The sequence below is a fragment of the Alteromonas sp. 5NS40-0096 genome (assembly GCF_057544385.1).
The window spans coordinates 457,266-469,279 of record NZ_BAAJLQ010000001.1; the positions used below are offsets into that span (position 1 = coordinate 457,266).

Sequence of the window (12,014 nt, forward strand, 5' to 3'; positions counted from 1 at the left end):
GGCGTGTTTATCGATAGTAGGGGTTTAAATTTGTAAAAAGGTTCGCAAATATAGGCCATTGATAAATTTACGATGGCGACAATTCGCCACTCGATGCAATAGGCAATTCGATGTTACCTTTGCCCCTACATTGTTATGACGACGCAGGTCGTGTGAAACCTCCCAGATGGCTGTATTGGTTGATATGTTTGGGGTGTCGAGATATTTTTCTCGTTTTGATGTCGCTGGTCTTTCCCGATCAAACAGAGATTTTATTGGGTTTACTTTATCAAGATGGCACCGAAATGTTGCTTAAAATCGGTTTCGCGTCGCCGTTTGTAGCCGTGTTGTTACTGATTAGCTATCACAGTGTCATGCTCAACAAACAATGGATTGCTTGGATACGCGTTCTGAAACCGCTATTGGTCATAGGCTTGTTGGCTTCTCTCTTTGAGATAATTGCCGACACTACCCTGTCTGGTGGGCACTTCTCTCTGTACGCCAGTTTCGGTATGTTGTTTAACAGTTTTGCGCTGGTGTGTATCGTTCGCTCGAGGCATTTAAAAATTATGCTAAACGATTGGAGAAAAGACGCGCGGGAATACCACGCGTCATAGGTAAGTTATTGTGTGTGTTGTGATAGCGCTTGATCGAAATAGTTCTTCACACTAATTTGGCTGTCGTTGACAAGTCGCTCATAACAAATACCTGCAAAGGCGTAAGACCTTTCACCTACATCGAGCAACACAAAAGGCGCATCAGGGTTGGAATCGTCATATCGCCATTTGCCATCGTGGACTCGCTTGTAAGTCTCGCCAATATAAGCGCCGTAGATATTACAAATGGTGAAGACTGCTTGGTCTTCCAGGGCTTTATCTTGATATTTATCGATAAATGCCAGCAATAAGTCATCTACCAGTGACACGCTTTGTGCCGAGTAGTCTAGTTCAATAGAAAACTCTTCCATTGAAGTCCTTATCGCATCTTCTGCACTCTCTGACATCAGTGTATTTAGTTCGTGTTGCTGCATGTGAGTCCTTGTTTTATATCGATGACCTGTTTATCGGCACCTGATTTTTAATCTGTAGTGTGTGTTGAATGCTTGTTTATCACACTTGCTGCGGCCAACATACCAAAAGTTGCTGTTACCGTCACCACTGCACCAAAGCCGCCCGCACAGTCAAGTCGAGTGCCGTCTGCCATTGCTGATTTATTATGACATACACTACCATCGGGTTGTGGGTAACGAAGTTGCTCCGTTGAGTATATACATTCAACGCCAAAACGTCGCTTGGGGTTTTTACTAAAACCATAGTTGCGTCTTAGCTCACTGCGCAGTTTTGCCGCGAGGGGGTCCTGTATGGTTTTGGCCAAGTCACCTTTTGTGATTTGTGATGGATCGATTTGACCACCTGCGCCGCCGACAGTCACTACGTGTATTTTATGCCGTTTGCAATGGTACACAATCTCGGCTTTTGCCTTAATGCTGTCAGTCGCGTCAATTACGGCGTTGTAGTCTCGCAAGATATAGTCTTTCACTGTGTCTGGGGTGACAAAATCTTCGATGACGGTGACATCACAATCGGGATTAATAAGACGAATACGTTCAGCCATGACATCGACTTTTGCCAAACCAACGGTGCCTTCTAGCGCATGAATCTGTCGATTGGTATTGGTCACGCAAATATCATCTAAGTCGATGAGGGTGAGTTTACCTACACCGCTGCGGGCCAATGCTTCGGCACTCCAAGAGCCGACACCGCCAATACCAGCGATACACACATGCAGGTTATTTAGTGAGTTTAGGCCAGTTTGGCCATAAAGGCGGGCAAGCCCACCGAATCTTTGTTTTTCTGTCATCTACTCTGGTTCGACTATCAAAATCTTGCTTGCGTGTCGCAGTTTACGGCTGCGCCGTCAGGGCTTGGTGACCGAACGTGGTTTCGCAATGTCAAGACGTGATCTATCATGTTCGCTGAAAATGAGTGTTGCAAATGGTATAACACTGTCGTCGAAAGCCAAAATAAATATCGAATTTTGGACAGGGGGAAAGTAGATTGATGAGGCTAAAAATTGCGCAGTCATTATGATTATTTAGTCATAGGTGCAGGCATTGTCGGTATGGCAACCGCATACCGGATAAAACAACGACAGCCTAACAGTACAATCGCCATTATTGATAAGGGGGCGGTTCCAGCCTCGTACCAAACTGGCCGCAACTCCGGGGTGATTCACGCTGGTGTTTACTATCCTCCCGGTAGTTTGAAAGCGCAGTATTGCAGAGAGGGCCTCGAGCAAACACTCGCTTTTTGCCAGCAGCACCAGTTGCCCTATAAACAGTGCGGCAAAATCATAGTTGCCACAGATGATAAAGAAATTTCAGGGTTAGAAACCTTAATATCTCGATGTGAAGCAAACGATTTGAAACCACAATCGTTGACAGGCGCTCAGATAAACGCTTTGGAACCAGCAATTCACGTCAAGGCAGGGTTCAAAGTCAAACAAACTGGTATCACAGATTATGGTGCAATGACTCGCTGCTTGCTAGAAAAGTGCAAAGGGCTTGGTCGCGTCGATTATTTTGCACAGACTGAGGTTATAGACATCAACGAAAATGTTGGTTCGGTAAAGCTAGACGTCTCTGCGGCTGGTCGTAGATTCAATATTCAAGGGGCCTTTTTGATATCCTGTGCGGGTGTATACGCAGATGCATTAATCCGAAAACAAGGCCTTAAGCCGGACTTTCGAATTGTTCCCTTTAAAGGTAGCTATTATCGCTTGCCTGACAAATATAACGATTTAACATCCCACCTTATTTATCCTGTACCTGATCCTAATATGCCTTTTCTTGGGGTGCATTTAACCAGAATGATCGGTGGGTATACCACTATCGGGCCTAATGCGGTGCTCAATGTTGGTAGGGAAACTTACAAGGGCTTATCGCTCTCGCCAAAAGAATGGGGACATACGTTTGGAAACATTGGGGTTTGGAAGCTGCTGCTTAAGCATCGACGCTATGCTTTTTCAGAAATCTCATCTGCAATGAGTAAACGTTTATATGCTGAAAAGGTAAAAAAATACTGCCCGTTGCTAGATGCAACGTCTTTTTTGCCATATCGGTCAGGAATCCGAGCGCAAGCTATATCACTGGAAGGTGAGTTAATTCACGATTTCAAGTTTGTTTCTACACCTTTGTCGGTTCACGTTGGGAATGCGCCATCTCCCGCAGCAACAAGCGCTTTTCCTATCGCTGATGCAATTGTGAGCAAAATATAAGGTATTGTAATCATTTACGTCATTTATTGATTGAATGGCGTATTGGCTTTATTTACTATTTTGGTCAGGAAGTATCGATTAGGACTCCTGTCCCAAAACAACTAGGATCAACAATGAAACCAGTCATTCTCGCCGGTGGAACGGGAAGCCGTCTTTGGCCAAAATCTCGTGCGGCCTTACCTAAACAATTCCTTGCTTTGGCTTCTGAACATTCGATGCTTCAAGATACAATTTCAAGGCTAAATGGTACATCAGCGGAAAAGCCTATCGTTATTTGTAATGACGCTCATAGGTTTCTTGTGGCTGAACAATTGCGCACTGCGAATGAAAAACACGGTGGCATCATACTCGAACCTGTAGGAAGAAATACAGCGCCCGCCATCGCATTGGCGGCGCTTCATGCTCTCAATGAAGGTGAAGATCCCGTGCTACTTGTGCTAGCAGCAGACCATTTAATCAAAGACCAAGCGTCATTTCATAAGGCGATAGCCAAGGCTAATGTTTTAGCGGGGGCGGGGAACTTGGTTACGTTTGGTATTGTTCCGCACCAAGCACATACTGGCTACGGTTATATAAAAGCTGGCGATAGTATTGCGAACGGCTACACCGTTGCTCAATTTGTTGAGAAACCTGACCTCGCGACTGCACAAAACTACGTCGATTCAGGCGATTACTTTTGGAATAGCGGTATGTTTATGTTCAAAGCAAGCCGCTATATTGAAGAGTTAGAAAAACACGCGCCTGATATTCTCAACGTATGTCGAGATGCCATTGATACAGAGCGCAATGATTTAGACTTTATCCGTATCGACCCTGAAGTGTTTGCGCAGTGTCGTGATGATTCAATCGACTATGCGGTCATGGAACAAACTGATAAAGCGGCGATGGTGCCACTTGATGCAGGTTGGTCTGATGTTGGTAGTTGGTCATCATTATGGGAAACGGCGGATAGTAAAGATGCTAATGGAAATGTGGTCGTTGGCGACGCGATTTTAGAAGGTGTAAATAATAGCTATATCAACGCTGAAGAGCGTCTGATATCAGTCATTGGCCTTGACGATGTGGTAGTTGTTGAGACTAAAGACGCGGTAATGGTCGCCCACAAAGATAAAGTTCAAGACATCAAAAATGTCGTCAATAAACTCAAGGGCGAAAAACGCCCAGAGTTTGAATTCCACAGAGAAGTGTTCAGACCATGGGGTAGTTATGACTCTATCGATAATGGCGAGCGTTTCCAAGTTAAGCGTATCACCGTAAAACCGGGTGAGAAGCTTTCTGTACAAATGCACCATCATAGAGCTGAACATTGGATTGTAGTATCCGGTACTGCCAGTGTCACAATCGGTGAGAGCACCGAATTGGTTGCTGAGAATGAATCCGTCTATATCCCTATCGGTGAAGTTCATGCACTCGAGAATCCGGGCAAAATTCCTTTGGAGTTGATTGAAGTCCAATCCGGGGCCTATTTAGGCGAAGACGATATTGTGCGTTTCTCTGATCGATATGGCCGTACACCGCAGAAGGGAAACAAGTAATGCCACACTCTGCCTTGACTTGTTTTAAAGCCTACGATATTCGCGGAGAACTACTAGAGCAATTAGATGAATCAGTTGCTTACCGCATCGGTTACGCTTTTGTCAAAGAACTTAGCGCGAACTCAGTTGTGGTCGGGGGCGATGTACGGTTGACGTCTGAACCGCTCAAACTTGCACTGAGTGCAGGTATGATTGATGCAGGAGCGAAAGTACTCGATATCGGCATGGCCGGAACCGAAGAGATCTATTTTGCCACTAAGCATTTAGGTGTAGACGGTGGTATCGAAGTGACAGCGAGCCACAATCCAATAAACTACAATGGTATGAAGCTTGTCAAAGCACAGTCTGTACCGATCAGTGGTGATACGGGGTTGTTTGCTATTCAAGCCGCAGCAGAAGCCATGTCAGAGGAGCAGGTCGCTCAAAATCTATCGCGATATGGCGATAAAGTGAGTAACCAAGCGTTTATCGAGGGGCAGGCTAGTGTTGACGTTGAGAAGCTTCAAGCGACGTCAAAGTATGAAGTAATCAGTGCGATGGATGCGTATGTTGAGCACTTGCTAACTTATGTTGATGTGAATAACTTCAAGCCTATCAAACTAGTAGTCAATGCCGGTAATGGAGCAGCGGGCAAAGCATTAGATGCTGTTGAAAGCGCACTTAAACAGAATTCGGTACCCATCGAGTTTATCAAAATCCACCATGAACCTGACGGTACTTTTCCTCATGGGATCCCCAATCCACTGCTCCCAGATAATAGAGCGGATACCGCAAATGCGGTGAAGGCTCATGGCGCTGACTTCGGTATTGCATGGGACGGTGATTTCGACCGTTGTTTTCTTTTTGACGCTGAAGGCGAATTTATTGAGGGTTACTACATCGTTGGTTTACTTGCTCAAGCGTTCTTGGCAAAAGACAGCAATGCAAAAATCATTTATGACCCTCGTGTATATTGGAACACTGAAGATATCGTCAATACTGAAGGTGGCCAGCCTATTAAGTCGAAAACAGGCCACGCTTTTATTAAAGAAAGAATGAGAGCAGAGGATGCAGTTTATGGCGGCGAAATGAGCGCACACCATTATTTCCGTGATTTTGCATACTGCGATTCGGGTATGATCCCTTGGTTGTTAGTAGCTGAACTCGTCTCGGTTTCTGGGCAAAGCTTGGCCTCAATGGTTGCAGAACGAATTGCAGCTTTCCCCTCCTCAGGAGAAATTAACAGCAAATTAAAAGACGCTGATGCCGCTCTAGCAAGAGTCTTAGCCGAATATGAACCTAAAGCCGATGTTATCGATAGCACCGATGGCGTGGGGTTAGAATTTGGCACTTGGCGCTTTAATTTGCGTAAGTCCAATACAGAGCCTGTGATTCGCCTAAATGTAGAAACAAAAGGTGATGTAGCCCTGATGGAACAAAAAACCAAAGAATTACTCGACCTAATTCGAGCTGAGTAATGACTATCTAATAAAAAAACGGGCATTAAGCCCGTTTTTTTATGACACGACAAAGCAGTTCTATTGAGAACTATCAGCGAGTTAATAAGAAAATCATCCAACCATGGGTTATTACAACAACGGTGGTTAACACCATTCGTAATTGGATGTATTGGATGATGTCGTCTTTCGTTAATACTAACGTAAATTTGTCATAAACCAACATTGCCAAGTAGCTGACTGACAGCACACCAAGTACCCTAACATCACCACTAAACACCAAACAAAGCCAACCAACAATCGTGGGTAACATAGCAACATACATCTGATGGTTGCGCTTATCATTCGATACTGCATCCCACCAATGAATGCCGCCAAAAAACGACAACAAAACCGCGGAATATTGAGTAAAGTAACGCGCTGACTCGCTCAAGCTCAACCATTCAACAGTTGGCGCTAAAGACGCCGCTAAGAAGGGTATGAGCCCCAACAACCCTAATAATTTTGCAGAACTAGACAAAGTTTACTCCTAAAAAAATAGCGCCTATAGGCGCTATTTTTGTACATCGTAACCGACAGAACAGATTACTTTTCAATCGGCTCGTATTTACGTTGATTTTCACCGGTATAAAGCTGACGAGGGCGGCCAATTTTTTGACCTGCTTGGCTCATCATTTCGTGCCAATGAGATATCCAGCCTACAGTACGTGATAGTGCGAATATACAGGTAAACATGTTAGTTGGAATACCGATCGCTTTGAGTACGATACCTGAGTAGAAATCTACGTTAGGGAACAGTTTCTTCTCAGCGAAATACGGGTCACTCAAGGCAATGCGCTCAAGCTCCATTGCTACATCAAGAAGTGGATCTTGAACGTTAAGTTCTTTCAAAACTTCGTGACAGCTTTCGCGCATAACCGTAGCACGTGGATCGTAGTTTTTGTATACACGGTGTCCAAAGCCCATTAGACGGAATGGGTCGCTCTTGTCTTTCGCTCGAGCGATGAATTCAGGGATACGGTCAACACTGCCGATTTCTTCAAGCATGTTAAGGCAAGCTTCGTTTGCACCACCGTGGGCAGGTCCCCATAGAGACGCTACACCAGCTGCAATACACGCATATGGATTTGCACCAGATGAGCCTGCAAGCCTTACTGTAGAAGTTGACGCATTCTGCTCGTGGTCTGCATGAAGCGTGAATATACGATCCATAGCGCGCTCTACAGCAGGGCTAATTTTGTATTCTTCAGCTGGAACAGAGAACATCATGTTCAAGAAGTTAGCCGCATAGCTCAAATCGTTACGTGGATAAACGAACGGCTGACCGATGTTGTACTTGTAGCACATTGCAACCAAGGTAGGCATTTTTGCAACCAATCGGTGTGCACTGCGAATACGTTGTTCAGGATTAGAAACGTCTAAATCACTGTGGTAGAAAGAAGACATTGCACCTACCGTGCCGCATAACATCGCCATTGGGTGGGCGTCGTTACGGAAACCATGGAAGAACATGTTAATTTGTTCATGAACCATAGTGTGGCGTGTGATAGTTTCTTTAAACTCTTGATACTGCTCTTTATTTGGAGCCGTTCCGTGTAGAAGCATGTGACATACTTCTAAGTAATCAGCATCACGAGCTAGCTCTTCAATTGGGTAACCTCGGTGTAGTAGTACACCCTTTGCACCATCAATGTAGGTGATTGATGATTCGCAAGATCCTGTCGCCATAAAACCTGGGTCAAAGGTAAAATAACCGTGAGCCCCTAGTGAACGTACATCAATTACGTCTTGTCCTGCTGTTCCGGACAAGATAGGAAGTTCGATTTCCTTATCGCCCGCTTTCAAAATGGCTTTTTGATCTGCCATACATTGCTCTCCTCAGAATGGTTCTGTTGGCCGCGAAACTGGCTAAATTTTTAGCGCTTCGTTGGGAAAAGTGGCGTAGTTTTACTTTATTATGCGGTAATAAGTCAATTTAAATGCATATATGCACAATAAATATTCTAGATTGGTACGAATTATACCCCAAAAATGTTTGAAATTAATCAAGCTGTCGAGATATTCCGTTTTTTCATCCGAAAATAACATCACTTTATGGGTTATACGCAATCTCATGCGACTTTGATTAAAGAATCAGCACTTAAATGAAAACCTTGCACAAGCCTATCGTGGTCCGCTTAACATGCTGATACACTACGGTCGCATTTGAGATATAGCAGTATTATTGAGCACAATTTTAACGTCTTAGGCTCAAAAAAAATGACCGATAAGACTAAAGTCCTAATTAGGCACAAAAAATTGTAATTATACTAGTCGCTGGATATACTCAAGCGTACTTGAAAAACAGAATAATTATCCTGTAAATCAAGTAATAATAAATTCACAAATTGTTAACAACTCATGGATTGAGGCTTTTAACAGGTAACAAACTCAATTGTTCTTGTAGGACACACAACAAACAAGAGCGATTAAATCCCTACGGATTAAAACAGGCATAAATTGTGAAAAAGCAAAGACCAGTAAATTTAGATCTTAATACAATCAAATTTCCGCCCTCTGCTATTTCCTCTATTCTTCACCGCGTGACTGGCGTAGCAATGTTTTTTGCATTGTTATTTGTGATCTGGGCTTGGGCTGTTTCGGTATCATCTCAAGACGGCTTCACTCTCGTTCAGTCATATCTTGATGGAGTGTTAGGGAAATTAGTCGCCATTGGTACGGCTTCAGCGCTTACATACCACATCCTAGGTGGCATTCGTCACGTGTTTATGGATATGGGTCACTTTGAAGAGCTCAAGTCAGGTAACGTCAGTGCCCAAATCATAATTGCATTGTGGGTTGTTCTGACCGTTGTATTAGGAATAGCACTATGGTAACCAATCAGGCATCTATTAAACGCGATGGTGTACAAGATTTTGTATCATTGCGTGCGACAGCATTTATAATTGCTGCATTCAGCCTATACATGACGTGGTTTTTCGTAACCACCGATACTATTACCTTCGAAGTATGGAGTGGTTTATTCTCCGGCATCGTAATGAAGGTTTTCACATTTGCTACGTTAGTAGCAGTCATGATTCACGTTCGTATTGGTCTATGGCAAGTTTTGACCGACTACGTTAAGGCGGCAAGCGTAAGAGCGCTTGTTCAGTATGTGTTAAACATCATCGCTTTTGCGTACGTAGCCGTAGGTCTGTTTGTTTTGTGGGGAGCATAATATGAGTTTACCAGTTCATGAGTATGATGCTGTTGTAATCGGGGCAGGTGGTGCAGGTATGCGCGCCGCGCTTCAGATTTCTCAGTCAGGTAAATCATGCGCATTATTATCTAAAGTATTTCCAACTCGTTCTCACACTGTGTCTGCACAGGGTGGTATTACCGTAGCACTAGGTAACTCTCACGAGGATAACTGGGAATGGCACATGTACGATACAGTTAAGGGTTCTGATTACATCGGTGACCAAGACGCTATCGAATATATGTGTAAAACCGGTCCAGAAGCGATCATTGAAATGGAAAACATGGGTCTTCCTTTCTCTCGTTTCGAAAACGGCAAAATTTATCAGCGTCCTTTCGGCGGCCAATCCAAGAACTTCGGTGGCGAGCAAGGCGCTCGAACTGCTGCAGCGGCGGACCGTACAGGGCACGCGCTTTTACACTTGTTGTACCAACAAAACGTTAAAAACAAAACTAAGGTCTTCAGCGAATGGTACGCTTTAGACTTAGTTAAAAACCAAGATGGCGATGTTGTTGGGTGTACTGCAATTGATATTGAAACTGGCGAGGTTGTCTATTTCAAATCGAAAGCGGTGGTACTAGCCACAGGTGGTGCAGGTCGTATTTATGCTTCAACTACCAACGCACACATCAATACGGGTGATGGCGTTGGTATGGCGCTCCGCGCTGGTGTAGCGGTACAAGATATGGAAATGTGGCAGTTCCACCCAACGGGTATAGCTGGTGCAGGTACTTTGGTGACCGAAGGTTGTCGTGGTGAGGGTGGTTATCTTCTGAATAAAGATGGTGAACGCTTCATGGAACGATACGCGCCAAATGCAAAAGACTTGGCTGGTCGTGATGTTGTTGCTCGTTCAATGATGACTGAAATCCGTGAAGGCCGCGGTTGTGAAGGCCCTTGGGGCACGCACATAAAACTGAAGTTGGACCACTTGGGCAAAGACGTTCTAGAATCTCGCCTACCGGGTATTCTTGAGCTTTCAAGAACGTTCGCTCACGTTGATCCGGTGAAAGAGCCCATTCCAGTAATTCCAACTTGTCACTACATGATGGGTGGTATTCCAACGAATGTTCATGGGCAGGCATTGACTGTTGATGAAAACGGTAATGATAAAGTCGTAAACGGCTTGTTTGCTTGTGGTGAGATTGCATGTGTATCTGTACACGGTGCGAACCGCCTAGGTGGAAACTCGCTGCTTGACTTAGTGGTATTCGGTCGTGCAACTGGCCTGCACCTCGGTGACAAGCTGGACGAAATCGCGCCAACGCGCGACGCGTCAGAGAGTGATCTAGATGCAGCAATGGCGCGTTTCAATCGCTGGGAAAACTCAGAAAAAGGTAAGGGCGAGGACCCTGTTCAAATCAAGAAAGATTTGCAGCAGTGTATGCAGCTTAATTTCTCTGTATTCCGTGAAGGTGATGCAATGGCCCAAGGCTTGGAAGAGCTTAAGACCATTCGTGAACGTCTACAGCATGCACGTCTCGACGACAAGAGTTCTGACTTCAATACCCAACGTATCGAGTGTTTAGAGCTGGATAACCTGATGGAAACGGCCTACAGCACAGCTGTTGCAGCTAACTTCCGTACGGAAAGTCGTGGTGCGCATAGCCGCTTTGACTATCCAGATCGCGATGATGAGAACTGGTTGTGCCACTCTATTTATCGCCCAGAATCTGAGTCTATGTTGAAACGTGAAGTCAATATGGCGCCTAAACTTCGTGAGGCCTTCCCTCCGAAAGTGCGTTCGTATTAAGAGGGCATTGACATGAAATTAAATTTTTCAGTTTATCGTTACAACCCAGAAGTTGATAACGCGCCGCGCATGCAAGACTATGCTATTGAGGTCGAAGAAGGCCAAGATATGATGGTGCTTGATGCACTTTTACTTTTGAAAGAGCAAGACCCGTCGTTGTCTTTCCGCCGCTCATGCCGTGAAGGTGTTTGTGGTTCGGATGGGATGAACATGAATGGTAAGAACGGTCTAGCTTGTATTACGCCACTATCCGCACTGGGTAAGGGTAAGATTGTCATTCGCCCATTGCCTGGTTTACCTGTTGTGCGTGACCTTGTCGTCGATATGACACAGTTCTACACACAATACGAAAAAGTAAAACCTTTCCTTATCAACGATGACAAACAGCCACCGGCAAGAGAGCACCTTCAGTCACCTGAAGATCGTGCTAAGCTAGATGGCTTGTATGAGTGCATCTTGTGTGCGTGTTGTTCAACATCATGCCCATCGTTCTGGTGGAACCCAGATAAGTTCATTGGCCCGGCAGGCTTACTGCACGCCTATCGATTCCTTATCGACAGCCGTGATACTGCAACAGATGAGCGTTTGAGCAACCTCGATGACGCGTTCAGCGTGTTCCGTTGTCACGGAATCATGAACTGCGTTAGCGTGTGTCCGAAAGGACTAAACCCGACAAAAGCGATTGGCCAAATCAAGTCAATGCTTTTACAACGGGCTGTTTAGTACTATATTTTTGTCATCTTCGATGACACAAATACAATACTGTAAATGGCCATCCGCTTCGGATGGCTATTTTA

12 protein-coding genes are annotated in these 12,014 nt (G+C 44.8%); 8 read left to right on the forward strand and 4 right to left on the reverse strand.

Translation table 11 applies throughout. The features are described 5' to 3' along the window. Positions 1-110 precede the first annotated feature (110 nt). Entirely contained in the window at positions 111-596 is a 486-nt protein-coding gene (locus AC27G9_RS02140) for a DUF2919 family protein (protein WP_487070535.1), read from the forward strand. 5 nt (positions 597-601) lie between these two features. On the opposite strand, the gene AC27G9_RS02145 is transcribed toward AC27G9_RS02140, so the two are convergent. Further along, positions 602-1,009, reverse strand: a complete 408-nt coding sequence (locus tag AC27G9_RS02145) for a hypothetical protein (protein WP_487070537.1) — start codon at positions 1,007-1,009, stop codon at positions 602-604. A gap of 47 nt (positions 1,010-1,056) precedes the next feature. After that, positions 1,057-1,839 (reverse strand): tRNA cyclic N6-threonylcarbamoyladenosine(37) synthase TcdA, encoded by a 783-nt coding sequence (tcdA, locus tag AC27G9_RS02150; RefSeq protein ID WP_487070539.1) that lies wholly within the window; start codon positions 1,837-1,839, stop codon positions 1,057-1,059. Between the two features lie 213 nt (positions 1,840-2,052). Here tcdA and lhgO point away from each other — a divergent pair, with 213 nt between their 5' ends. The 3 genes from lhgO (at position 2,053) to AC27G9_RS02165 (ending at position 6,247) form a co-directional block, all read left to right on the forward strand. Further along, positions 2,053-3,255 carry an L-2-hydroxyglutarate oxidase gene (gene lhgO, locus AC27G9_RS02155; protein ID WP_487070541.1) on the forward strand — a complete coding sequence of 401 codons (1,203 nt, stop codon included), beginning with the start codon at positions 2,053-2,055 and terminating at the stop codon, positions 3,253-3,255. Positions 3,256-3,368: 113 nt separating this feature from the next. Next, positions 3,369-4,790, forward strand: a complete 1,422-nt coding sequence (locus tag AC27G9_RS02160; protein ID WP_487070543.1) for a mannose-1-phosphate guanylyltransferase/mannose-6-phosphate isomerase — start codon at positions 3,369-3,371, stop codon at positions 4,788-4,790. Next, entirely contained in the window at positions 4,790-6,247 is a 1,458-nt protein-coding gene (locus tag AC27G9_RS02165; RefSeq protein WP_487070545.1) for a phosphohexomutase domain-containing protein, read from the forward strand. Before AC27G9_RS02160 ends, AC27G9_RS02165 begins: the two co-directional genes overlap by 1 nt. A 73-nt stretch (positions 6,248-6,320) precedes the next feature. On the opposite strand, the gene AC27G9_RS02170 is transcribed toward AC27G9_RS02165, so the two are convergent. Beyond that, positions 6,321-6,746, reverse strand: coding sequence for a DUF3429 domain-containing protein (locus AC27G9_RS02170; RefSeq protein WP_487070547.1), 426 nt, complete (start codon positions 6,744-6,746; stop codon positions 6,321-6,323). 65 nt (positions 6,747-6,811) lie between these two features. Further along, positions 6,812-8,092, reverse strand: a complete 1,281-nt coding sequence (locus AC27G9_RS02175; protein WP_487070549.1) for a citrate synthase — start codon at positions 8,090-8,092, stop codon at positions 6,812-6,814. Between the two features lie 635 nt (positions 8,093-8,727). On the opposite strand from AC27G9_RS02175, the gene sdhC reads away from it, so the two are divergent. Genes sdhC through AC27G9_RS02195 form a run of 4 tightly spaced genes read left to right on the forward strand, consistent with a single transcriptional unit; the run spans position 8,728 to position 11,940 of the window. Further along, positions 8,728-9,102 carry a succinate dehydrogenase, cytochrome b556 subunit gene (sdhC, locus tag AC27G9_RS02180; RefSeq protein ID WP_487070551.1) on the forward strand — a complete coding sequence of 125 codons (375 nt, stop codon included), beginning with the start codon at positions 8,728-8,730 and terminating at the stop codon, positions 9,100-9,102. Then, positions 9,096-9,443 carry a succinate dehydrogenase, hydrophobic membrane anchor protein gene (gene sdhD / locus AC27G9_RS02185; protein ID WP_487070553.1) on the forward strand — a complete coding sequence of 116 codons (348 nt, stop codon included), beginning with the start codon at positions 9,096-9,098 and terminating at the stop codon, positions 9,441-9,443. Before sdhC ends, sdhD begins: the two co-directional genes overlap by 7 nt. Before the next feature lies 1 nt (position 9,444). Next, positions 9,445-11,217 carry a succinate dehydrogenase flavoprotein subunit gene (gene sdhA / locus AC27G9_RS02190; protein ID WP_487070555.1) on the forward strand — a complete coding sequence of 591 codons (1,773 nt, stop codon included), beginning with the start codon at positions 9,445-9,447 and terminating at the stop codon, positions 11,215-11,217. Between the two features lie 12 nt (positions 11,218-11,229). Beyond that, a complete protein-coding gene (locus tag AC27G9_RS02195) occupies positions 11,230-11,940 on the forward strand; it encodes a succinate dehydrogenase iron-sulfur subunit (protein WP_487070557.1) in 711 nt (236 codons plus the stop codon). Positions 11,941-12,014: the final 74 nt, after the last annotated feature.

Bases quoted from the DNA above. Each gene is read 5' to 3' on its own strand.
- sdhD (WP_487070553.1), top strand. From the start codon at position 9,096: ATGGTAACCAATCAGGCATCTATTAAACGCGATGGTGTACAAGATTTT.
- AC27G9_RS02160 (WP_487070543.1), top strand. From the start codon at position 3,369: ATGAAACCAGTCATTCTCGCCGGTGGAACGGGAAGCCGTCTTTGGCCA.
- AC27G9_RS02165 (WP_487070545.1), top strand. From the start codon at position 4,790: ATGCCACACTCTGCCTTGACTTGTTTTAAAGCCTACGATATTCGCGGA.
- AC27G9_RS02195 (WP_487070557.1), top strand. From the start codon at position 11,230: ATGAAATTAAATTTTTCAGTTTATCGTTACAACCCAGAAGTTGATAAC.
- AC27G9_RS02175 (WP_487070549.1), bottom strand. From the start codon at position 8,092: ATGGCAGATCAAAAAGCCATTTTGAAAGCGGGCGATAAGGAAATCGAA.
- sdhA (WP_487070555.1), top strand. From the start codon at position 9,445: ATGAGTTTACCAGTTCATGAGTATGATGCTGTTGTAATCGGGGCAGGT.
- AC27G9_RS02145 (WP_487070537.1), bottom strand. From the start codon at position 1,009: ATGCAGCAACACGAACTAAATACACTGATGTCAGAGAGTGCAGAAGAT.
- AC27G9_RS02140 (WP_487070535.1), top strand. From the start codon at position 111: ATGTTACCTTTGCCCCTACATTGTTATGACGACGCAGGTCGTGTGAAA.
- tcdA (WP_487070539.1), bottom strand. From the start codon at position 1,839: ATGACAGAAAAACAAAGATTCGGTGGGCTTGCCCGCCTTTATGGCCAA.